The sequence below is a fragment of the Massilia pinisoli genome (assembly GCF_024753285.1).
Taxonomy (GTDB): Bacteria; Pseudomonadota; Gammaproteobacteria; order Burkholderiales; family Burkholderiaceae_D; genus Telluria; species Telluria pinisoli.
The window spans coordinates 65,686-89,266 of sequence record NZ_JANUGW010000004.1 but is presented as its reverse complement, the minus strand read 5'-3'; the positions used below and the strand labels follow the sequence as shown (position 1 = coordinate 89,266).

The 23,581-nt window shown below is 63.5% G+C and carries 19 protein-coding genes; 6 read left to right on the top strand and 13 right to left on the bottom strand.

Features of this window, described 5'->3' with window-relative positions:
• Nucleotides 1–157 precede the first annotated feature (157 nt).
• The 9 genes from NX784_RS06725 to NX784_RS06690 form a co-directional block, all read right to left on the bottom strand.
• Nucleotides 158–1,207, bottom strand: a complete 1,050-nt coding sequence (locus NX784_RS06725; RefSeq protein ID WP_258815892.1) for a nucleotidyltransferase family protein — start codon at nt 1,205–1,207, stop codon at nt 158–160.
• Nucleotides 1,204–1,854, bottom strand: coding sequence for an acetyltransferase (locus tag NX784_RS06720; RefSeq protein WP_258815891.1), 651 nt, complete (start codon nt 1,852–1,854; stop codon nt 1,204–1,206). Before NX784_RS06720 ends, NX784_RS06725 begins: the two co-directional genes overlap by 4 nt.
• Nucleotides 1,851–2,927, bottom strand: coding sequence for an N-acetylneuraminate synthase (gene neuB, locus NX784_RS06715; RefSeq protein ID WP_258815890.1), 1,077 nt, complete (start codon nt 2,925–2,927; stop codon nt 1,851–1,853). The genes NX784_RS06720 and neuB overlap by 4 nt, the downstream gene beginning before the upstream one ends.
• Nucleotides 2,928–2,935: 8 nt before the next feature.
• Nucleotides 2,936–4,090: a UDP-N-acetylglucosamine 2-epimerase gene (neuC, locus tag NX784_RS06710; RefSeq protein ID WP_258815889.1), complete on the bottom strand. Its 1,155-nt coding sequence runs from the start codon at nt 4,088–4,090 to the stop codon at nt 2,936–2,938.
• Entirely contained in the window at nt 4,087–5,253 is a 1,167-nt protein-coding gene (locus tag NX784_RS06705; RefSeq protein ID WP_258815888.1) for a LegC family aminotransferase, read from the bottom strand. The genes neuC and NX784_RS06705 overlap by 4 nt, the downstream gene beginning before the upstream one ends.
• 7 nt (nt 5,254–5,260) lie before the next feature.
• Complete coding sequence (locus tag NX784_RS06700; RefSeq protein WP_258815887.1) at nt 5,261–6,271, bottom strand: NAD-dependent 4,6-dehydratase LegB; 1,011 nt, start codon at nt 6,269–6,271, stop codon at nt 5,261–5,263.
• A 163-nt stretch (nt 6,272–6,434) separates the two neighbouring features.
• Nucleotides 6,435–8,873 carry an SLBB domain-containing protein gene (locus NX784_RS06695; RefSeq protein ID WP_258815886.1) on the bottom strand — a complete coding sequence of 813 codons (2,439 nt, stop codon included), beginning with the start codon at nt 8,871–8,873 and terminating at the stop codon, nt 6,435–6,437.
• Nucleotides 8,874–9,363: 490 nt separating this feature from the next.
• Complete coding sequence (locus NX784_RS28930; RefSeq protein ID WP_370662913.1) at nt 9,364–9,483, bottom strand: phospholipase A; 120 nt, start codon at nt 9,481–9,483, stop codon at nt 9,364–9,366.
• A 253-nt stretch (nt 9,484–9,736) separates the two neighbouring features.
• Nucleotides 9,737–10,453, bottom strand: a complete 717-nt coding sequence (locus NX784_RS06690) for a pseudouridine synthase (protein ID WP_258815885.1) — start codon at nt 10,451–10,453, stop codon at nt 9,737–9,739.
• Nucleotides 10,454–10,670: 217 nt separating this feature from the next.
• Here NX784_RS06690 and NX784_RS06685 point away from each other — a divergent pair, with 217 nt between their 5' ends.
• A complete protein-coding gene (locus tag NX784_RS06685; RefSeq protein WP_258815884.1) occupies nt 10,671–11,078 on the top strand; it encodes a hypothetical protein in 408 nt (135 codons plus the stop codon).
• Nucleotides 11,079–11,302: 224 nt separating this feature from the next.
• Here the strand turns inward: NX784_RS06685 and NX784_RS06680 are convergent, their stop codons facing one another.
• The 4 genes from NX784_RS06680 to NX784_RS06665 all read right to left on the bottom strand — a co-directional run bounded on the left by NX784_RS06680 (nt 11,303) and on the right by NX784_RS06665 (nt 14,499).
• Nucleotides 11,303–12,304, bottom strand: a complete 1,002-nt coding sequence (locus NX784_RS06680) for a S49 family peptidase (protein WP_258815883.1) — start codon at nt 12,302–12,304, stop codon at nt 11,303–11,305.
• A complete protein-coding gene (locus tag NX784_RS06675) occupies nt 12,294–12,719 on the bottom strand; it encodes a Rieske (2Fe-2S) protein (protein ID WP_258815882.1) in 426 nt (141 codons plus the stop codon). Before NX784_RS06675 ends, NX784_RS06680 begins: the two co-directional genes overlap by 11 nt.
• Nucleotides 12,716–13,375: an HAD-IIIA family hydrolase gene (locus tag NX784_RS06670; RefSeq protein WP_258815881.1), complete on the bottom strand. Its 660-nt coding sequence runs from the start codon at nt 13,373–13,375 to the stop codon at nt 12,716–12,718. Before NX784_RS06670 ends, NX784_RS06675 begins: the two co-directional genes overlap by 4 nt.
• Nucleotides 13,376–13,476: 101 nt before the next feature.
• Nucleotides 13,477–14,499 (bottom strand): RluA family pseudouridine synthase, encoded by a 1,023-nt coding sequence (locus NX784_RS06665; RefSeq protein ID WP_258815880.1) that lies wholly within the window; start codon nt 14,497–14,499, stop codon nt 13,477–13,479.
• Nucleotides 14,500–15,393: 894 nt separating this feature from the next.
• Between NX784_RS06665 and NX784_RS06660 the strand changes: the two genes are divergently transcribed.
• From NX784_RS06660 to moeA, 5 genes are all read left to right on the top strand, one after another.
• On the top strand, nt 15,394–18,582 hold the full coding sequence (locus NX784_RS06660) for an Rne/Rng family ribonuclease (protein WP_258815879.1): 3,189 nt from the start codon (nt 15,394–15,396) through the stop codon (nt 18,580–18,582).
• A 264-nt stretch (nt 18,583–18,846) separates the two neighbouring features.
• The gene (locus NX784_RS06655) at nt 18,847–19,215 is read left to right on the top strand and encodes a VOC family protein (protein WP_258815878.1); all 369 of its coding nucleotides are present in this window, start codon (nt 18,847–18,849) and stop codon (nt 19,213–19,215) included.
• Nucleotides 19,215–20,585 (top strand): chromate efflux transporter, encoded by a 1,371-nt coding sequence (gene chrA, locus NX784_RS06650; RefSeq protein ID WP_258815877.1) that lies wholly within the window; start codon nt 19,215–19,217, stop codon nt 20,583–20,585. Before NX784_RS06655 ends, chrA begins: the two co-directional genes overlap by 1 nt.
• Nucleotides 20,578–21,696, top strand: a complete 1,119-nt coding sequence (gene moaA / locus NX784_RS06645; RefSeq protein WP_258815876.1) for a GTP 3',8-cyclase MoaA — start codon at nt 20,578–20,580, stop codon at nt 21,694–21,696. Before chrA ends, moaA begins: the two co-directional genes overlap by 8 nt.
• A 4-nt stretch (nt 21,697–21,700) precedes the next feature.
• Nucleotides 21,701–23,575: a molybdopterin molybdotransferase MoeA gene (moeA, locus tag NX784_RS06640; RefSeq protein ID WP_258815875.1), complete on the top strand. Its 1,875-nt coding sequence runs from the start codon at nt 21,701–21,703 to the stop codon at nt 23,573–23,575.
• Nucleotides 23,576–23,581 lie beyond the last annotated feature (6 nt).

Here is a 23,581-nt window from a genome sequence, read left to right as displayed (position 1 = left end):
CAAACTGCATTGTTGGTCAGCTCGCCCATAATCTGACCGCGCTTGGGCAACTGGTTATTTTATATCGCACCCACCTGCAGAGGCAAGCAACCAAAGGTCGCATTGCTCTTCTTAGTATTCATCGAGCCAGCGCATGGTGCCGCCGGTGCCATTAAAATTACGGAAATATTTCATCGAAGTCGCGGTTGGCACGCTCAAAATCGGGCAACCGTCCGATATCGAGCCAATAACCGTTGATCCGATGACAGCGCGTCAACATTCCTTTCGCAACCATCGCGTCGAACAGGGCCGGCATGTCAAAAAACTGGTCGTGCGGCACCAGGTCCAGTGCCTGCGGCGACAGGACGTACATGCCGGAACTGACGGTAAAACGATGTACCGGCTTTTCCTCGATCGATTGGATGCGCCCTTCGCGCTCCACCACGACACCGAAAGGCACCTGCATTTCATACTCACGCACGCCCATTGTCCCATCGGCTCCTGCTTCAATGTGCTGGTCCAGCATGTAGGCGAAGTTTTCCTTAGTAAGCAGGTCGGCATTGGTGACGACGAACGGCCGTTCCGGACGCTCCGGGAGCAGGCTGAGGGCGCCGGCTGTCCCCATCCGTTTGTTTTCGCGCAGGTAATGTACGCGCACGCCGAGGTCGGAACCATCGCCGAAATGCGTCTCGATTTGCTCCGCTTTGTAGTTGACAGCTAGATAGAAATCGCGGAAACCCTGGTCGGCGTAGGCACGCACGATGGTTTCGAGCAGCGGACGGGACCCGACGCGCAGCATGGGCTTCGGCGTGTCCTGCGTAAGCTCGCGCAACCGGCTGCCCAGGCCGCCCGCCATGATGACGACCGATTCTTCCCGCTCCTCGACCGTCAGGAAATCGTCCACCGTCTCCAGCCCGACCACGACGCCGTTGCTGTCAATGACTGGCAGCTGATGCAGGACATTTCGACGCATCCTGGCCAGCCGCGCGTGGCGATCATCGCGCTCGCTGACGGTGGTCGCATTGATATGCATGACTTCGTGAACCAACGAGTTCAAGGTTTTACCTTCCAGCAGAGCACGACGGACGTCGCCGTCGCTGACCGTCCCCAGCAGGCGACGCGATTCGTCGACGACGAGTGCGATCTGGCATCCCACCTGGTTGATGGTCTCGAGCGCCGAACGCACGGTAGTCGTCGGTGAAATAAGCGCTTTTTCCCAACTCTTCATACTTGTTTTTCCATTGGCTGTGCGGGAATCCCAATGAGGGTGCCACTCCCGACAAAACTCTTGACTACGACTGCCCCCGCGCCAACGAGGCTGGCGGGACCAAGCGTAATGCCCTGGCGCACCACTGCGCCCGCCCCGACATGGGATGCCGCGCCGATGCGGACATCACCACACACGACCGCACGCGGGGCAACGTGGCTCCATGCACCCACCACGACATCGTGTTCGACCACTGCCGCGGTGTTGACGATGCTGCCCTTGCCCACCGTGGCACCCGGCTGGACGACGCAACCGGCCATCAATTGCACGGCCTCGTCGACGCTTGCAAACGGCGACACGATAGCGGACGGATGCCGGACGCCACAGAACTGCCACCCGGCGCCTTCCAAGTGTTCCTGCACGCGGCGGCGCAACGACATCGAGGCAGCGCCGACATTGCCCACCCCGTTGGCGAGTTCGACCTGGTCAGGGCTGTAGTCGGCCAGGATCGAGTCGTCGCCGAGAACCGGGACACCGCAGATGCGGCAACCGTGGCGCTCCGGCGTTGCGTCAGTCAGCCCCAGCACCTGGCGCCGGGCCGCGAGCAGCGCGTCGACCACCACGGCGGCATGGCCGCCGGCGCCGATGACGATGACGGGCAGATTCATGGTTCGATCAGCTCGTCCGGCGCATATGCGCGATTGGCGGGACGCCCGACTAGCGCCCAGGTGTCCAGCGGCGAAATGCCGGTACCAGGGCGCTTGGCGCCGAGCATATCCTCGCGGATTACATCGCCCTTGGCGATCGGACGCGCCGCGACAACGCTGCGGCGGGCAATGGCGCGATTCGGCACTTCCTGGCCTCGCGGCTGCTTGACGGACGAGCCCAGCGCCTGTTCGACATTGCGGATCGACGTCACCAATTGCCGGAGCTCGCCCGGCTCCAGCGACGCGAGGTGGTCCGGCCCCGGCAGAGCGCGGTCGAGCGTGAAGTGTTTTTCGATGACGCACGCGCCGCGCGCGACTGCGGCGATCGACACCTCGAGACCGAGCGTATGATCGGAATAGCCGACGGGCAGGCCGAATGCGGCAGCCATCGTGTCCATCGCACGGAGGTTGACACTGACGGCCGGCGCCGGATATTCGGTCACACAGTGCAGCAGCGTGACGAATTCGTCGAGCGCAGCACGACCGGCCTCGCTACAATATGCAGCCTCGAAATCGGCCCGGCTGCGCGGCGCTTCGCTGTGCGTGAGACCGAAGGCGATCACACCCAGGCCCTGCTCGATGTCGGCAAGGGTGGCCATGCCGGTCGACACGATCAGCGGTTGACGCAACCGCGCCGCGGCGAGGAGCATCGGTGCGCAGGTGAGGTCGCCCGATGGAATCTTGATCGCGGGCATACCCAACGGCGCCAGCATGGCGAGACTGTCCGCGTCGAACGCCGTGGACATGAAGCGGATGCCGCGCTTGCCACAATGGGCAAGAACCCGTTCGTGATCGGCCGGCGACAGCTCGAGACGGCGCAGCATGTCCAACTGCGAACCGCCTTCCTTTGTGTTGTTGACCTGGTAGTCTGCCTTCGCGGCGGCGGCCGTCACGAGCGCCTCGGCCTTGAATGTCTGGAACTTCACGGCGTCGGCGCCGGCGTCGGCAGCGACGTCCACGAGTTGCAAGGCCAGCTCGAGCGAGCCGTTGTGGTTCACGCCAGCCTCGGCGATGATAAAGACAGGTTTTTGCACGATCGGTTTCACACCAGGTGGAAGACTTTTTTCAACGAAGGCTTGGCGACGGCCAATGCCCGGACGGCGGCGACGATACGCGGCGCCGAGCGCCCGTCGCCATATGGGTTCACGACGGCCGAGCAATCCATGCCCCAGGCCTGTTCCAGCGCGGCGCCGATCGCGCCGCGTTCCGGCTCGCACTGGATCACGGACGCGGGCGCGGTGCGACCACGCTGGCGGTCGCCGATATTCACCGTCGGCACCTTGAACGACGGCGCTTCGTACAACCCGCTGGACGAGTTGCCGACGACGGCATCGACTTTTTCCATCAGGCTCAGGTAGCGCAACTGGCCGAGCGACGAAAAAACGCGCACGTTGGCGCGGCCTTCCGCCCATTGATCCAGCGCCTGGGCGAGGCTGCGCCCGCCGGTGTCGGCGTTCGGTCGCGTGCACCAGACCACCGTATCCCGTGGCAGGACCGCGAGTGCCGCCAGCAGTTCAGCCTGTTGGCGCACGCCCTCTTCCGGTTCCAGCGTGACCGGATGAAACGTGACGAGCAGGTTACGCCGTCCGAGCGGCGCCGCCAGCGCGGCTTCGAGCGCAGATCGGTCGAGCAGCGGCAACCTGAGCAAGTGGTCCAGGCCAGGGTTGCCGACCACCTGCACGGCCGCCGGATCCTCCCCCATCTGCCGTACGCGGCGCGCCGACAACTCGTTGGTCACGAGGTGCAGGTGCGCCATCTTGGTGATCGCATGGCGGATCGACTCGTCGAACGCACCCTCGGTCGTGTCGCCGCCGGCGATGTGCGCCAGCGGCACATTATGCAGCAGGGCCGCCTGTGCCGCAGCGAGGATCTCGAAACGGTCCCCCAGCACGAGCATGACGTCGGGACGGCAAGCTTCGATCGCATCCGACATGCCAATCAGTCCTAGCCCCAGCGACTTGGTCACGCCGCCCGGAGTATCGCTCGACAGCAGCATTTCGACCCGCCGCGCGATCGGGAACCCATCTTGCTCAATCTGGCGCACCGTCATCCCGAACTCGGGCGACAGATGCATTCCGGTGACGATCAGCTGCAGCTCGAGGTCGTGCGAGGCCCGCAGGTCGCGCAAGACCCAGTACATGATGCCGTACTCGGCCCTGCTGCCCGTGACGACCGCGATTTTCTTACGATCCGTCACAACGCACCTGCAACCAACTGCGGACCGCTTGGGATATTGATGATGCGGCGTGCCAGGTCGGCCGCAACCGGGGTCGGCATCGCCTCGCAATGCGCATACATCGGTAAGGTATGCAGTAGCTTCCACACCGGACGGGTCATCTGCCCGGCGTCGTTGGTCGCGCGCAGCACAGCGTCGCGTTCGTCCACGTGCCCGGGCTTGAGCAGCAGTGTCTGCAACCAGTAGTTGGCGCGCGTCCCGGCGCGCTCGGTGAAGAGCTCCACCTGCGGGAGATCGGCGAATGCCTGCTGATAACGATTAGCCAGCTCGCGCTTCGCGGCGAGGAACGCATCGAGACGCTCCAGCTGGGCGCAGCCAAGCGCCGCGTTCAGATTCGGCATGCGGTAGTTGAATGCGACCTCATCGTGGCTGTATTCCCAGGCGTGGGGCAGCTTGGCCGTCGTGGTCAAGTGCTTGGCCCGCTTGGCGAGCTCGGTGTCGTCGGTGATGATGGCGCCGCCGCCACCGGTCGTCACCACCTTGTTGCCGTTAAAGCTGAGCATCGCACAGCGGCCGAACCCGCCGGTATGGCGATCGGCGATATAGCTGCCCAGCGACTCCGCGGCATCTTCCACAATTTCGATCGCGTAGCGCTGCGCCAGTTCGACAAGTGCCGGCATGTCGACCGGATGGCCGAACGTGTGCATCGGCACGACGGCAGCGATACGCCGGCCTGTGCGGCGATTCACGCACACGCCGTCGCTCACCCGTGCTGTCTCGCGCAGGTAGGCATCCAGTGCGTCGACGTCGAGGCCAAGCGTCGCGTAGCTGCTGTCGACGAAGTGCGGATGGGCACCGCAATGGCTCACCGCGTTGGCGGTGGCGACGAAGGACAGCGTCGGCACCAGGACCTCGTCACCCGCGGTCACGCCTGCAAGCATCAATGCCACCTGCAGACCCGACGTACCGTTGCTGACGACCACCGCATAGCGGGCCCCGACGTAGTCCGCCAGGTCGCGTTCGAATCGGTCCACGAAACTGCCGACCGAGGAAACCCAACCGGTCTGGATGCATTCGGTCACATACGCCAATTCATTACCGTTCAGCGCGGGTTCGTGCAAGGCGGTCCGGGGAATACCCGTGACACCGCGGATGCGTTCGGCGATGGTAGCGGCAAGCTGCATGAGTACCTCAGATGTTGTAGATGCCAGCCTTGTAGCGGGCCAGGTTTTCCGGTTTCGTGAACCAGTCGATCGTTTCCTTCAGGCCAGCCTTGAGGCCTTCGACGCCCGGGAATCGCGGCTCCCATCCCGTCAGCGCCTTGGCACGGCTGTTGTCGGCCCAAAGGCGCTCGACTTCGCTGCCGGCCGGACGTAGGCGCTGCTCGTCAGTGTAGAACTCGACTTCACGTCCCATCAGCTCGGCGATCAGCTTTGCCGTGTCGCCGACCGTGATTTCATAATTGCTGCCGATGTTGATCACCTGGCCGATGGCTGCATCGCTTTCGGCGACTGCGACGAAGCCGCGCACCGTATCCTGCACGTAGTTGAAGTCACGGGTCGGATGGACGGCGCCCAGCTTGATCTGGCTTGCGCCGGATGCCACCTGGGTGATGATGGTCGGGATGACCGCACGTGCGGACTGGCGCGGTCCGTACGTATTGAACGGACGAATCGTGGCGACCGGGGTGTCGAACGAATGGAAGAAGCTCTGTGCGATCTGATCGGCGCCGATCTTACTTGCTGAATATGGAGACTGACCTTGAAGTGGATGCTCTTCGGTGATTGGAACAAAGCGAGCCGTGCCGTACACTTCGCTTGTCGACGTATGAACGACACGCTCAATACCCAATTCACGAGCGGCCTGTACGATGTTCAGAGTCCCCTTGACGTTGGTGTCCACATACGTATCAGGCGAGTGATACGAATACGGAATCGCAATCAACGCCGCTAGATGCATCACCACATCAACATCCTTCATCGCCGTGCGCACTCCATGCGGATCACGGATATCGCCAGCGAACACGTCGAGCGATTTCTTCACCTGCTCATCCGAATCGTCGAGCCACCCCCACGAGTTGAAGCTGTTGTATTGGACGAAAGCGCGCACGTTCGCGCCGTTACGCACCAGGTGCTCAGTGAGATGGGAGCCGATAAAACCATCGGCACCGGTGACTAGAATTCGTTTATTCGCCAATTTCATAAGTCTAATAATTGAAGAGTGGTCGGGATCGGTATTTATCGGAAGCGCACGCACGATTCAGGCACTTCCAATCAACCGCTTGTTCCGTATATCACAGCATTAAGTTCGTTAGTTCGGTCAAGAGCAAAATACTGCATACCAGAACTATTACGATCCTTAGGAATTAATTACGCAATGTCTTGATCGCCGCTGCGCCGAGCCCAAAATTCGCCAGAATCTGTGTCCACTCGCGCGCTCCTTGCGTAAATTTCGTCCATGCGGTTTGCTTGTCCAGCTTCTCCGGCACCACGATCGTATCCCCAGGCATCACTTCAAGACCGCCGATCTTACCGAAGAACCAGCCCTGCGAATCCGACGACACCACTGTACCGTCAACACGCAGCACGAAGGCGTTGTCGATATCGGCATCCGAAGTCGTACCCGCCATGTTCAGGTAATCCTTGACGCGGCTGTTCGGCCGCCACAGCGGTGACGCCTCGGCGTTCACCGCGCCAAATACATGCACGAATGCAGGCTTCGACGGCACGACAAGGCGGTCGCCGTTCTGCAGCGTGACCGGCGGCAAATGTCCGAACGAACGATCATTGGGATCCAGGCCAAATGCGATGCGGCCGGTCGGTTGCAGCTTGCGGAAACGGGCAATACGCTCTTCGGCGGTACGACGCTCGGACTCGAACTGCGAGGTCATTGCCGCGGCTTCGGTCGGCGACAAACCACGCAGATTTGCCATCTGGCGAGACTGCTCGCTGCGCAACTGGGTTTCAAGGCGGTCCGCAGCTCGTTGCAGGTTCGCTTCCTGCTCTTTTTTCACTTCTTCGCGATAAAAGCCCGTACCGAACAGGTAAGCATTGCCGGTCGGCCCCCCCGCCTTGGCGATCAGACTTTGAAGCGTATCGCCGGCCGTCATCTGGTAGACGCCAGGCACCTTGATTTCGCCTTCGATACGCACGAACACTTGTCGCTTGTCCATCGGCACCGCAACGTCTTCCTGCGAGAAGATCGTCACGGTATCGCCTGGCTCCAACTGGACATTGTCGGGGCCATTCGGATTCGTGAACACCGCACCAAGGTTGAAGGGAATCAGACTGACGCTCAGATCGCTGCGATTGACGCGTTCAATGACTGCATAGTCCCAGTTGATCGGATCGATCAAGTTACCGATATGCGAAGCTATCCGAGTCGCGTCCTCGGTAGTGTCTTTTTCGTTGTCGCCCGTCGCTACGACATTATTCTGACGCTTGGTCGATTCGCGGGTAATCAGGTATTCACGGTTCGGAATCAAATCGCTGATGCGCATGCCCTGCTTGAACGGCGCACGCACCGGCTGGTCGACGTTGCCGCGCAAGATCACGGCGTTGGAGAAATCCGGAGTGATCGAGGTCACGTTGAGGACGTCGCCATTCTTCAGCGGGCGCCGCAGGCCTTCCGTATTCAGTGCGAATTCCTCAACGCTGCGTGGATGACTCTTATTCGGATCGATTCGTTCCAGATAAACACGACGCGGATCCGCAACCACCGGCAGACCGCCGGCAAAGCTCAGCAGCGACTCGATGGTTTCGCCGTTGGTTTTCAATTCATACACTGCCGGGCTGTTAACCTTGCCCGTCAGCGCTACGAAACCGCCTGCCGGCGGAATATAGATCGTATCGCCATCCAGCAGCTTGATATCTGCGGATTTGTCGCCCTTGGCGATGAAGGAATACAGGTCGAGTTCAGCAGCGACCTTGCCTCCGCGCTTGACCTGGACGTGACGCATACTACCGTTTGCGTTCGGCCCACCGCTGGCAAACAGTGCGGTCACCAGCGTCGACAGACTCGACACCGTGTAGGTACCCGGACGGCTCGCCTGACCCACCACGTACACAGTCATTGCGCGCAGTTGACCAAATGTCACGTTAACCGTAACACCCTTGTACAAACGGGCGACTGCGGCACGAATGACATTTTGCGCATCTGCGGCTTTTACCCCCGCGAGCGGCACGCTACCAATGGTCGGGATCGAAACGGTGCCGTTGCGGTCGATGGTAGCGCGGTAATCGATATCGATCGTCCCCCAGCCGCGGATCATCAGCTCATCGCCAGGCCCGAGAGGATAGTCGGACGGGACCGGCGCATTCGAGACAGGGGTAAACGTAGACGATCCGTTGGCGAAAAACTCGGCGCCGAAAATGGGAAGCATCTTCCCCGTGTTGTCAGCAACAAACTTCTGAAATTCGCTCGGCTCTTTCTCGTCGTCCGCGTCGTTGAAATTCCTCCTCTTCAAACGCGCAGCATCCCAGCGTCGCGTGTCGCGCTCGGTCAGCGTATCGTCAGGCCGAGCGGCGCCAACGCGGCCGTTCTTCGTCTTCTCATCGCGTTTGGCCGCGGCGTCACTCGCAGACCCGCGCTCACCCACCTGCCCGTTGGTAATACGGGTCCTGCGCGCAGTCCCGCTGCTCAGCCCATCGGAAAACGCAGCATCGCCTGCATTCCGCATGCCAGACGCCGACGTCGCGGAGGACTCTTGATTGAAGAGATCGGACTTGTTCGCATCTTGCGCAGAAGCGGCAATGGAAACGACGGCCATGGCCACGGCCGCAAAACTCTTGGTGAACTTGAACATTGGGCGTTAGTGAGATGAAGCGTGAGGGCTGGTGAACCAATCCAACATTTTAACTGAAGGCAATGGAGACTGTGAACCTTTTGTTGTACGTGCGATCACAATTTGTGCTATGCAAAATGACAACTTCGACTTTACCTGCCACATCCGGGGCATTACAACACAAGGATAGCTAACGAAGAGCAATAACTATTATTTTTTGTTAGATCAATTGTCTCCACAACGTCACGACGATGTGAATTTCGTGAGGATCCCTTTTGGTTCGACGCCATCAAGCGCGTGGTTCGCGACAGTCGCTGCATGGCGCGCGCCCACTTCATACGCGTGAGCAATGTCGCCATAGCTACTGGCAATTTCTGGATCACGCGCAACGAGAATCAATCGTTACCGCCCTTGAGCGTAACGAACCTCGACAAGGGGTAGATGGTATCAGGTCGCCAACGGTCGAGTGGCGCGCCCGACTCCTCACTGCTCGTCAGCACGTTCCAAACAGTCAAATTCCGACCGTGTTTCGGTAGTAGCTATAGCCAATGAGGCTCTTCCTGTGCCCCGAATACACCTCAACATATCCTTTGATACGTACGGCAAACGGACATTCCCAGCTGAGTTGCACGGCCCCCCCCCCCGGTCCGCTCAATGCCAAACCGGAGATAGAACCATCTCAAGCTCCGCGACAATATAAATGTCTGGTCGTTCGACTGCCTCACCAGACCGAGACTAAACAGGTGCGCGGTCATGCCCGGCAGACTGCATTGCTGGGGGCTGACAACCGTCAGCTCGGTGGTCAGTGCGTTTCGCGGAAGTGGCCGCACGCCTCGTGGATGCCGGCGCGCCAGAAGCTGCTCTATCTAGCGAAGTGATCACTCTCAACCAGGCACGAGCAACTCCAACTGCGCCCGCTCCAAATAACACCACTCCCCTTCCTTCAACCCCAGCGCCTCCAGCGTCAACCCACCAATCTGCGACCGATGCAACGCCGCGCAATGATTGCCAGCTGCCGCCAGCATGCGCTTGACCTGGTGATACTTCCCCTGCTCCAACACGATCTCCAGTTGATGATCCCCGCGCTGCACGCAAGACTGAGCCGCCAGCGGCGCCGGCTCATCATGCAATTGCACACCTGACAGCAGCTGATCCACGAGCGTCTGGGTCACATGCTCCTGGGTCGTCGCCTGGTACACCTTCGGGATATGCCGCTTCGGCGACGACTGCGCATGGATGAACGGCCCATCGTCCGACATCAACAACAACCCCGTCGTGTCGTGATCCAGCCGGCCAACTGGCTGGACGTCGCGCCAGGTAAATTGTTCAGGCAACAAGGTGAGGACGCCCGGATGATGGCTGGGCTTGCGCGAACACTCGAAGTTCGAGGGTTTGTACAACGCGATATAGACGTGCTCGCGGTACGTCCATTCTTCATCGAAGACGGTCAGCACAAGGCCGTCCGTCTCTACCAGCGTCTTGTAGTTGTCGTGGACTTCACCGTTGATCACCACGTCACCGTCTTCGATGAGGGCGCGGCAGTACTTACGCGTACCGAAGCCTTGCGACTGGAGCACGCGGTCGAGGGATAATTTACTCATGGGGCGAGACTGTAACAGAAGGAATGCAAGCGTCAAAGTTCAGCAAACTCGGGGTTTCCACTCGAAGCAAGAATTCGTTTGACACATCTCAAGAATTGACTATGTCCCGTTGATACACTGAAACCTGATTAGGAATCGACCTACAGTTACTGAGTGTAGGACTAAAGGTGGGCCGCACCACCCGGCGCATCGGATCAACCCCAACCTCGAGGCAAACGTGCAGATCGAAAAAAAACAGAACCAGAGCACCCCTTCTTCGTTCGCGGCCACAAGCAGCGGATCGAAGGTGGCCCAGGAATATGCGGCATTGTTCCCGACTCGGCTCGCGCTGGCGCGTTGGACGCGGGGTGGCGACATCCCGCATGTACATTGTTTCGAGCACCAGTTGCCGATGCGCGCCGCGTGGTATGAGCAGGGGCAGCGCCAGTTTCAGGCGTGGCTCGAAGCCGGGGGTTTTCATCAGCCCGACCATGACGGGGCCGACGGCGTGGTCGCGGAGACAACGCCACTATCCGGCAACCGCGTTGAACTCAGCAAGAAGCACGTCGTGCATGGCAGCCGGCACGCTTCGCCCCCCGCACCAGGCGACCTTCCGGCCGACGCCGGCAACGCACGCCCAAAATGAAAACGACGGCATGCGCCGTCGTTTCCTTCCCGATTGGGACTCCAGCTTGAGGAATTGAATTCTCTCGAAACCGCACGGATGCGGGTCTGAAGCGGTTCCGACAACGTCAAGAACAGGCTGTTATCTTGTCGTTAGCGCCGAAACAGCTACACACCAACTATAGCCCACCGTTCGTAAGTTTCAAGCCAAATTATCGAAACCGATACGCCGATCGATGCCCGTGCTCAGCGCAAGCTGGGCACGGCACCCCGGTAGATCGAATGTACGGCACCGGCACCCACCGACGCGCCAAATTTCTTCAGCACCCGTTCCGGCAAGCCTTCGTGTGCCGTGTAATCGATGATGTCTTCGGCCTTCACGACGTCGCGCGCGACCGTGTCGACGGTACCGAAGCCATCGGCCAGCCCCATCTCGACGGCCTTCGCGCCGGTCCAGTACAGGCCCGAGAAAATCTCCGGCGTTTCCTTCAGGCGCTTGCCGCGGCCAGCGCGCACCACGGCGATGAACTGCTCGTGGATCTCGTTGAGCATTTCCAGCGCATGCTGCTTCTGCTTGTCGGACTGCGGGCTGAACGGATCCAGGAAACCCTTGTTCTCGCCGGCCGTCAGCAGGCGGCGCTCGACGCCGAGCTTGTCCATCAAGCCCGTGAAGCCGAAACCGTCCATCAGCACGCCGACGGACCCGACGATGCTCGCCTTGTTGACATAGATCTTGTCGGCGGCTGCCGCGATGTAATAGCCGCCCGACGCACAGATTTCATCCACGACCACGTACAGCGGCTTGTTCGGATAGCCCTTCTTGAGCCGCTGGATTTCGTCGACGATGATGCCGGCCTGCACAGGGCTGCCGCCCGGGCTGTTGATGCGCAGGACGACGGCCGCGGAACCCGGATCGGAAAATGCCTTGTTCAGCGACGGGATCACCGTGTCGGCCGCGCCGCTGCCCTCGTCCTCGATGGCGCCGTCGATTTCGATCAATGCCGTGTGGCGCCCCAGCGCCTCGATGTCCGAGCTGCCGAAGTTGAAGTCGAAATACGCCCAGATGGCGAAAAATGCCAGCAAAAGGAAAGACAGCTTGAAGAAGATGCCCCAACGGCGCGCAGCGCGCTGCTCGCGCACGGTGGCGAAGACGAGGCGCTCCAGGGTCTCGCGTTCCCAGTTGCTCGAGGATGCGGGCGCGGCCGCTCGAGAGTCATTCGGATTATCGTTCCTGTTGTTATCGCTCATAAATGCCTGGTGATGGTGACCCCGTCCGGCTGTCGGTCAGGTCCTGAACCGGTGGGCGGATGTACTGGTCCGGCTGCCAGTAGATGCGGTCGCCGGTTTCGCGCAAGGCGATCGGCCGGAGCTTGCCGCCTCGGCAGGGCCCGCCTGCGCACGCGCCCGTTTCCGGCACATAGATGGCGCCGTGCGTCGAACACATGAGGTAGAGCTTGCTGGACTCGAAGAACTCGCCCTTGGACCAGTCCAGTTCGATCGGCACGTGGGCGCAGCGGTTCAGGTAGGCGTAGACAGCGCCCCTGTAACGCACGACGAAACCCGTCGCATCGGCGCCGAACGCCCGCACCGGGAAACGGACGCCCATGCCGCCGTCCTCGACGGCCGCCGACTCGCAGATATAGACGTCCTCGGTGTCGCTCATGCGTTCTCGACCAGCCATGCGTGCAGTTCGGGCACGTTCTTCGCGGTAAAGACGGGATGACATGCCTGCAATTGCTGGACCGGATGGGCGCCGTACTCGACGGCGACGCCGGCGGCGCCCGCATTGTTTGCCATCAGCAAGTCATGCGTCGTGTCGCCGATCATAACGGTACGTCGCATGTCCTGGCCGAGCTCCCTTGTCAATTCTTGCAACATTGCGGGATGCGGTTTGGAAAATGTCTCGTCCGCGCAACGGGTCGCATCGAACGTCGACAGCAGGCCCGCCGCGTTCAAAGCGCGGTTCAGGCCAACCCGGCTCTTGCCCGTCGCGACCGCCAGGAAATAGCCTTCCTGCGAAAGCTCGTCCAACATCGCCCGCACGCCCTGGAACAGGACCAGTTCATGGTCTTTCGTGAGGAAGTGGTAGCGATAGCGCTCCACCATGCGCGGATACATGGCCGGATCGATGTTCGGCATCGCGACCTGCATGGCTTCGCCCAGGCCGAGGCCGATCACGTGGGCCGCGGCGGCATCGCTGGGGACCGCGAGGCCCAGGTCCTTCGCGGCGGACTGTATACATTTGACGATGGTGGCGGTGCTGTCCATCAGCGTCCCGTCCCAGTCGAAGACAATCAGATCGAATTGCTTTCTTGCCATGTCTTGCGGCGCTCGTGGCGCCGGCTCCTCATTCCCGCCTGCAAGTTCCCCTTCCCGCCGGCAGGATCTGCCGCTGGCGGGACCGGGTTCCCGGTGGCGCGTTATCGATTGGTATTGCGTGCTTTGACTTCTTGCGCAGGCCCCAAGCTTACCAAGAAACGGTCGCATTCCGCCGGCAATGGCGCTTTCAGGGTCAGCGGCTTGCCCGTCTCCGGGTGCTGGAACGTGATCTGGTACGCGTGCAGGAACATCCGACGGAGCGCGCCGCGCGTGTCGGTTGCCTTCTGAAGCTGCTTGTTGAGTGCGAAATCGCCGTATTTCTCGTCACCGGCGATTGGAAAGCCGGACGACGCCAGGTGCACGCGGATCTGGTGTGTGCGTCCCGTCTTGAGTTCGGCTTCCAGCAGCGCAAAGTCCGTCCACTTGCGCAGCAGGTTGAATACCGTATGCGCCTCCTGGCCGCCTGCCTGCACGACGACGCGGCGCTCGCCGTCCGGCGTCGTATATTTATGCAGCGGCAGCTTGACGTGCTGGCGCGGATTGCGCCAGTCGCCGGCGACGAGGGTCAGGTAACGCTTGTCGGTTGTGCCGTCGCGCATTTGCTCGTGCAAGCTCGTCAACGCGGAACGTTTCTTTGCCAGCAACAGCAGTCCGGACGTTTCGCGGTCCAGACGGTGCACCAGCTCCAGGAATTTGGCATCCGGCCGGGCTGCGCGCAATTGTTCGATGACACCATACGACACGCCCGAGCCGCCGTGCACGGCGACACCGGCCGGCTTGTCGATCACGAGCAGGTGGCTGTCTTCATGCACGATGGCAAATTCGGCCCCGGGCACGGGGGCGGCGCCGGCCGCCCGCTCGGCGATGCGCACGGGCGGGATGCGCACGACGTCGCCCGCGGCCAGGCGGTACAACTGATCGATACGGCCTTTGTTCACGCGCACTTCGCCGGAGCGGAGGATGCGGTAAACATGGCTTTTCGGGACGCCCTTGCAGACGCGCAGCAGATAGTTATCGATGCGCTGGCCTGCTTCTTCCTCGGTGATTGTGACAAACTGGGCAGTAGGCGTGGAGCGGCTGTCTGTCTGTGATGAAGGGGGAACAACGTCGTTTTGCAGGGTCATTCGCTCTGTCTTCCCAGAAATTCTCTCTAAGTCCTTCATTTTGAATATATAATCGACAGGCGGCGGTCAAACCTCTGCTGGTGTAAGAATTAAAACGATATTTTACACAGGGGCGTCTCCATCGGCCCCGCCAAAATGCAAATTCGATGGAAAAAAACGGAATCCCCAGAAACCGTCGCAAGCGGCAGTAGTGTCGCGGCATCGCAGCGACAATGCGAAAGCGCAGCGGTGGATTTCACGGGATTTCTAGACGTGTACGCACATTCCTGTGCGAGCCTGGGTTGCACCGCAGTTGCAATCGGGTTGCCGTACAGGATGCAGGATTGGATTGTTTGGAATTGTAAGGATAAGTACCGGCAAGCCGGCCCACGGGTCGGCTCGCCGGGTGATGGCGTCGATAACGCTTGCCGTTTCGCCCGACCCGAAGTAAGAACCTAGAAGCCGTCGTGAGCGGTAGCAGTGTTGTTGGAGACAATGATCCGGGAAGGTCATGCAGGTGCGCAGTACGCACCGCAGCCCTCAAGGACCGGTTCGCGGCTCCCTTCAGCATCGCTTGGCCCGGCGGTTCCGGGGTTCCACAGGCAGCAATCACGGTCTGGAATCGAGGCTGATATTCGCCTGGTTCACTGCCCGGTCTGCGTGCCGACTGAAAGTCTGGCTGCGTCGCACCGCTTGCCTGCCCCTGTGCCGCCCCGATCGGGCCGCCCGGGCCGGCGAGGACGTTCGTGCGCAAGGCAATCACGTTCGACGCCACTGCGCCCTGTGGCCGGCAATGCCGTGCCACACCTCGGGCATACCACCGCCAACACTCCGCTCCCCGCGTACATCCCTGTACTTTCGCCGCTCTGTCAGCAGACGGCATGAAACGGCCCACGGGTCGCGGAGTCTATAAAAATGAAACGTATGTTGTTTAACGCTACGCAGCAAGAAGAGTTGCGCGTAGCGATCGTCGACGGCCAGAAACTGATCGACATCGATATCGAGACCGCCGGTCGCGAACAGCGGAAATCGAATATCTACAAAGGCGTCATCACCCGCATCGAACCCTCCCTCGAAGCTTGCTTCGTCAGCTACGGCGAAGAGCGCCACGGCTTCCTCCCCTTCAAAGAAGTTGCCCGATCGTATTTCCGCGACGGCGTCGACGTCCGTAACTGCACCATCAAGGAAGCCCTGCGCGAAGGCCAGGAAATCATGGTCCAGGTGGAGAAGGAAGAGCGCGGCAACAAGGGCGCCGCTCTGACCTCGTTCATCTCGCTGGCGGGCCGCTACCTCGTGCTGATGCCGAACAACCCGCGCGGCGGCGGCGTGTCGCGCCGTGTCGAAGGGGAAGAGCGCCAGGAACTGCGCGAGACGATGGACAAGCTGGACCTGCCGCAGGGCATGTCCGTCATCGCCCGCACCGCCGGCATCGGCCGCAACGTCGAAGAACTCCAATGGGACTTGAATTACCTGATGCAGTTGTGGCGCGCGATCGAAGGCGCCGGCAAGTCGGCCCCGGGTCCGTTCCTGATCTATCAAGAGTCGTCGCTGGTCATCCGCGCCATCCGCGATTATTTCCAGCCTGACATCGGCGAAGTCCTGATCGACACGGACGAGATCTTCGACCAGGCCCAGCAGTTCATGAGCCACGTGATGCCCGACATGGCGCACCGCGTGAAGCGCTACACGGACGACGTGCCGCTGTTCTCCCGTTTCCAGATCGAACACCAGATCGAGACCGCGTACTCGCGTACCGTCCCGCTGCCCTCGGGCGGCGCGATCGTGATCGACCACACGGAAGCGCTGGTCTCCATCGACGTCAACTCGGCGCGCGCCACCCGCGGTTCGGACATCGAGACCACCGCTTTCAACACCAACTGCGAAGCGGCCGACGAAGTGGCCCGCCAGCTGCGCCTGCGCGACCTGGGCGGCCTGATCGTCATCGACTTCATCGACATGGAAGTCGCCAAGAACCAGCGCGAAGTGGAACAGCGCCTGAAGGATGCCCTGCACCATGACCGTGCACGCGTCCAGATGGGCAAGATTTCGCGCTTCGGCCTGATGGAATTGTCGCGCCAGCGCCTGCGTCCTTCCCTGTCCGAAGGCTCGCACGTGACCTGCCCGCGCTGCTCGGGCACCGGCCACATCCGCGATACGGAATCGTCGGCCCTGCAAGTCCTGCGCATCATCCAGGAAGAGGCGATGAAGGAGAATTCGGCCGCGATCCACGTCCAGGTCCCGGTCGACGTCGCCGCCTTCCTGCTGAACGAAAAGCGCGGCGAAGTCCTGAAGATCGAGACGCGCCACCGCATCACCGTCATCCTGGTCCCGAACAAGCACCTGGAAACGCCGCACTACAAGCTCGAGCGCATCAAGCACGACGATCCGCGCCTGGACGACGACGCCGCCAGCTACACGATGGCCGAGTCGGCCGACACCGACATGGCCTTCGCCAAGCGCCAGAAGGAAGAAGCGAAGCCACGCCAGGAAGCCGTCGTCAAGACCATCACCCCGGCCCAGCCGGCACCGATGGTCGACCGCCAGCCGGCCAAGCCGGTCGAGGCACCGGCGCCGGTCGCTGCGGCGGCCATCCCCGTCGCGCCTGTTGCCGAGGAAGGTTTCTTCGCCAAGCTGCGCAACTTCTTCTTCCCCCGTCCGGCCCCGATCGCGCCGCCGCCCGCTCCCGTCGCACCGCCGAAGCCCGCTGAGGCCGCACCGGCCGCAGGCGAACGCGGCGACCGCAATGCCCGTGGCCAGCGCAATGGCCGCGGCGGCCGCAATGCCCCAGGCGCCGGCAAGAACCGCGCCGAGCGCGAAGACCGCGAACTGAAATCCGCGGGCGTCGAGGAAGGCACCAAGCCGGTCGAGGCGGAAGGCAAGCCGGCACGTCCGCCGCGCCCGCCGCGTCAACCGCGCGAACCCCGCGAGCCGCGCGAGCAGGCAGCCGCCACGGCAGACGGCCAGCCGCAGGCACCGCGCGCCGAGCGTGCGGAACGAGGTGAACGTCCGGAGCGCGGCGAGCGTCCGGAACGTGCACCGCGCCAGCCGCGTCAACCGCGCGAAGGTAGCGAGCGTGCCGAGCGCGCACCCGTCGCCGAAGCGAAGAGCGAGGAGCTGAACGCGGCCCAGGCCGTGGCGGCCCAGGCGGCCGTCACCCTGGCCGGCGAACCGGAGATCCCGGAAGCGCTCAAGCCGGTGACGAACGCCGGTCCGAACGCGGATGAACTCGAGACCGATGCACAGGGCGACGAGCCGCGCCGCCGTCGCCGTCGTGGTGGCCGCAACCGTAATCGCCGCGACCGCGACCAGATCGAGGGCGCCGAGCACGAGGTAGCCGAGGGCGAGGCCGCACCTGCGTTCACGCCGGTCGCCGACGAGGAAGCCGCCAAGGTCCATGCCGAGGCAAAGGCAACGAAAGACAAGCCGGCCAAGGCCGTCGCGCTGGGTCCGTGGCCCTTCCCGACGACGGAATCGGTCAAGGCAGCAGCCGTGAAAGCGGCCGCCGAACAGGCTGCGGCCGAGCAGGCGGAAGTCGCCCGCGCCAAGGCCGCTCAGGCCGCTCAGGTCAAAGCCGAGCAGGAGCAGGCTGCTGCCGCGGCGCCGACCGAGACGGTCGTGCAAACCGCGCCGGCCGTCGAGGCTGACGCCGCCGTCCAGACGCCGTGGCCGTTCCCGACCACGGAATCCGTCGCCGACGCGGTCGCCCGCAAGGCTGCGCACGATGTCGCGGCGCAGCCAGTCGAAACCACCGTGCCGGCAGCGGCACCCGCTGCGGCTCCGGTTGCGGTCTCGGCGCCGGTCGAAGCGCCTGCCCCGGTCGCCGCGCCGGCACCCGCTGCGGCACCCGCTCCGGCCCCTGTTGCCGCGCCGGTCGATGCCGAGCAGCCCTCCGTTGCTTCGGCTCCGGTGACCGCCGCTCCTGCCGACCTGAACGAGCTGCTGGAACAAGCCGGCCTGACGCTGGCATCGACGGATCCGGAAAAGCTGCGGGCCGCCCAGGAAGCGGCCGCACAGGTTGAGCAGCCGGCACGTCCGCGCCGCACGCGCAAGGCAGCGCCGCCGCCCGTCGACGAGCCGCTGATCCAGGTGGATACGCGTCAATAAGCGAAGCGACGCAATGAAAAGGGAAGCCGCGTGCTTCCCTTTTTTTATTGCAGCGCCGTCTGTGCTACGATGGCGGCGTCGAAAAAGGCAGGGTCGGATTTGGTAAGCCCGATCCCTTCGCGCCGCCGCTGGCGTGAGGCTCTGTTCCATGCGTCCGAGCATGAGTACCCGCGACGAACCGTCCGGCGCCCAGCGCCCAACGGGTTCGTTCGCGCGTGCATGCAATGCATCCGCTCCGAGCGAACCCACTCTTCGGAGCATGCGATGCAACTCAACCATCTCGACCTTCCCGTCCCCGACGTCGCGGCGACGGCCGCCTTCTTCACGACCCATTTCGGATTCCGCCTCTGCGAAACGCGCGGCAATAACGGTTTCGCCCTGCTGATCGGCAGCGGCGGATTCGCGCTCGTCCTCACGCGCCGCAGGGCCGAAGGCCCGCAGGATTTCCCCGACACGTTCCACGTCGGCTTCGTCGTCGATTCCGAAGCGGCCGTGCACGCCACCCATGCACGCATGCAGGCGGCCGGCATGGACGGCCTGCCGCCCGTGTCGTTCCAGCGCGGCGCGACCTTGTTCTATGTCCATGCGCCGGGCGGCGTGCTCGTCGAAGTGAGCCATCGCGCATCCGTTTGATGCGTGTAAGATGGGCAATCTTTCAACGTTGCCCATCGACCTTGTCCGCGCCGCCCGCATCCATTCCCTTCCGCACCGCCCTGCGCTACTGGTTGAAACTCGGGTTCATCAGCTTCGGCGGGCCGGCCGGGCAGATCGCCATGATGCATGCGGAACTCGTCGAGCGGCGCCGCTGGATTTCCGAGCGGCGCTTCCTGCACGCGCTGAACTACTGCATGGTGCTGCCGGGGCCGGAAGCGACGCAACTGGCCATCTACATCGGCTGGTTGATGCACCGCGTGCCGGGCGGGATCGCGGCCGGCGTGCTGTTCGTCCTGCCGTCGCTGCTCGTGCTCATCGCGCTGTCTTGGATCTACATGGCGTGGGGCCAGTTGCCCGCCGTCGCCGGCATCATGGCGGGCATCAAGCCGGCCGTCGTCGCCATCGTGCTGGCGGCGGCGTGGCGCATCGGCAGCCGCACTTTGCGGAACGGCGTGCTGGTCAGCGTCGCGCTCGCGGCATTCGTCGGCATCGACCTCCTCGGCGTGCCGTTTCCGTTGATCGTGCTGGGCGCGGCGGCCGTCGGGCTCGTCGGCGGACGGTTGCGCCCGGCGCTGTTCGACATCGGTGGCGCCCACGCGGCAGCAAAGGACGGCACGCCGCATCCGCCGGCCGTGATCGACGACACGACACCGACGCCTGCGCACGCACGCTTCGGCTGGCGGCGCCTGGCGACGGTCGGCGCGGCCGGCTGCGCCATCGGGTTTGCGGCCTGGGGCGTGCTGGCGTTCGTCTACGGGCCCGACGGCGAACTGCCGCGCATGGCCGCGTTCTTCGGCAAGACGGCGCTGCTGACGTTCGGCGGCGCCTATGCCGTGCTGCCCTACGTCGTGCAGCACGCCGTCGAGCAATATCACTGGCTGGACGCGGGCCAGATGATCGACGGCCTCGCGCTGGGCGAGACGACGCCCGGCCCATTGATCATGATCGTCGCGTTCGTCGGCTTCGTCGGCGGCTGGACGCATGCGCTGTTCGGTCCCGGCGCGCGCTTTCTCGCGGGCGCTGCGGCCGCTTCGGTCGTGACGTTCTTCACGTTCCTGCCGTCGTTCGTGTTCATCCTCGCGGGCGGGCCACTGGTGGAATCGACGCGCGACGACGTGCGGCTGACGGCGCCGCTCACGGCAATCTCGGCAGCCGTCGTCGGCGTCATCGCGAGTCTGGCCGTGTTCTTCGGCGCCCACGTCTTCGTCGCGCACGGCGCGCCGCGCTGGGACGCGATCGCCATCGGCGCGGCCGCCGCGGTGGCGTTATTGCGCTACAGAACCGGAACGATCAAGACCATCCTGGCCTGCGCCCTGGCCGGCCTTCTGCTATCGTATTGGCATGGCTGAAAAAATCATCATGATGGCCGACGCGCGCGCACCCGCGCTGGCCGTCCCCGACACGCTGGAGACACCGAACGGCCTGCTCGCCGACGCCTTCGGACGCCCGCTGCATGACCTGCGCATCTCGGTCACCGACCGCTGCAATTTCCGCTGCGTGTATTGCATGCCGAAGGAAGTCTTCGACAAGGACTACGCCTACCTGCCCCACTCCGCGCTGCTGAACTTCGAAGAGATCGCGCACGTGGCGCGGCTGTTCGTCGCGCACGGCGTCGAAAAGATCCGCCTCACGGGCGGCGAGCCGCTGCTGCGCAAGAATCTGGAACGCCTCATCGAACAGCTGCGCGCCATCGAGACGCCGTCCGGTCGCCCGCTCGACCTCACGCTGACCACGAACGGCTCGCTGCTGGCGCGCAAGGCACAGACCTTGAAAGATGCGGGCCTCGACCGGGTGACGGTCTCGCTCGACGCCATCGACGACGCCGTCTTCAAGCGCATGAACGACGTCGACTTCGCCGTGGCCGACGTCCTGACCGGCATCGATGCCGCCCATGCCGCGGGCCTCGGTCCCATCAAGGTCAATATGGTCGTCAAGGGCGGGATGAACGACGACCAGATCCTGCCGATGGCGCGCCATTTCAAGGGCACGCCCGCCATCCTGCGCTTTATCGAATACATGGACGTCGGCGCATCGAACGGCTGGAACATGACGGAAGTCGTGCCGTCGAGCGAAGTCGTGCGCCGTATCTCGGCCGAGATGCCGCTGGAGGCGATCGGCGCCAACTACCCCGGCGAGACCGCCGCACGCTGGCGCTATGTCGACGGCGGCGGCGAAGTCGGCATGATCTCCAGCGTCACGCAGGCGTTCTGCCGCGACTGTTCGCGCATCCGCCTGTCCACCGAGGGCAAGCTGTACACCTGCCTGTTCGCGACGCGCGGCCACGATCTGCGCGAGCTGCTGCGCGGCGGCCGCACGGACGAGGAAATGCAGACGGCCATCGCCCGGCTCTGGCGCGCGCGCGACGACCGCTATTCCGAAACCCGCACCGTCAACACGGCCGGCCTCTCCCAGCGTGCGGAGAGCGCACGAAAAATCGAAATGTCCTACATCGGCGGATAACAATATGAACAAGGAATCCATCAGCGGCCTGATCCTCGCCGGCGGCCGCGGCACGCGCATGGGCCACGTCGACAAGGGCCTGCAGCCCTTCGGCGGCACGACCATGGCCGCACACGTGCTGGCGCGCCTCGAGCCCCAGGTGGCGACGGTTGCCATCAACGCCAACCGCAACCACGATACGTATGCCGCGTACGGCGTGCCCGTGTGGCCGGACGAGACGCCCGATTACGCGGGCCCCCTTGCGGGCCTGCAGGCGGGCCTGCGCCGCTGCGCGACGACGTACCTGCTCACGGCGCCTTGCGATTCGCCGTTCCTGCCGGCGGACCTGGCCGAGCGCCTGCATGACGGCATCAGGACGGCCGGTGCAGACCTCGCGGTCGCCGTCACCGAGGAAAGCGGCCGGCGCCAGGTGCATCCCGTGTTCTGCCTACTGAAGACGAGTCTCGAGCCCGTGCTGTCGGCCTATCTGGACGGCGGCGGCCGGCGCATGGACGGCTGGTACCCGCAGATCAAGGTGGCGGAAGTAGCGTTCGACGACGCCGACGCCTTCCGCAACATCAACACGCTGGACGAGTTGCACACGCTGGATACCGCCTCGACCAGGCCGCCGCGCCTGGCCGACGTCGTGAGTTGCCTGTCCGCCTACGACCCGGACGCCCTGCCCGTGCGCGACGCCCAGCGCATCATCCGCGACTTCGTCACGCCCGTGCGCGCGACGGAAATGGTGGCGCTGCGCGCGGCACTGGGGCGCGTGCTGGCGGCCGACATCATCTCCCCGATCGACGTGCCGTCGCACGACAACTCGGCGATGGACGGCTACGCGCTGCGCGGATCGGACCTGCCAGCGGATGCGCCCGCGCGCCTCACCGTGATCGGCACCGCGTACGCTGGCCGCGCGTTCGAGGGCAGTCCGCGGCCGGGCGAATGCGTGCGCATCATGACGGGCGCCGTCATGCCGGCCGGCTGCGACAGCGTCGTGCCGCAGGAATTCGTCAGCGTCGAAGGCGACACGATGGTCATCGCGCCGGGCACGATCCGCACCGGCGACAACCGCCGCCTGGCCGGCGAGGATTTACAATCCGGCAGCGCCGCGCTGCGCGCCGGCAAGGTCGTGCGTCCCGCGGACCTCGGGCTGCTCGCATCGCTGGGCGTGGCCGAAGTGCCCGTGCAGCGCCGGCTGCGCGTCGCGTTCTTCTCGACCGGGGACGAATTGCGCTCGATCGGCCAGCCGCTGGATGAAGGCTGCGTCTACGACAGCAACCGCTACACGATCTACGGCATGCTGCAGCGCCTGGGCTGCGACCTGATCGACATGGGCGTCGTGCGCGACGATCCGCAGGCGCTCGAGCAGGCCTTGCGCGACGCGTGCGAAAACGCGGACGCCATCATCACGTCGGGCGGCGTGTCGGTGGGGGCGGCCGACTACACGAAACAGATCATGGCGCGCCTCGGCGACGTGACGTTCTGGAAGATCGGCATGCGCCCGGGCCGCCCGCTGGCGTTCGGCCGCATCCACTCGAACGGCCGCAGCGCCTTTCTGTTCGGGCTGCCGGGCAATCCGGTGGCCGTGATGGTGTCGTTCTACTTTTTCGCGCGCGACGCGCTGCTGCGCATGATGGGTGCCGACGCGCCGCTCGAACTCGTGCGCGCCCGCGCGGCCGCGACGATCCGCAAGAAGCCGGGCCGCACGGAATACCAGCGCGGCATCCTGGCCCGCGCCGCCGACGGCCAGCCCACCGTCACGATCACGGGATCGCAGGGGTCGGGCATCCTGCGGTCGATGTCGGAGGCGAATTGCATGGTGGTGCTGCATGATGAACAAGGCACCGTGCATGCGGGTGACATGGTAGACGTCTTACTGTTCGAAGGCCTGATCTAGGTAGGG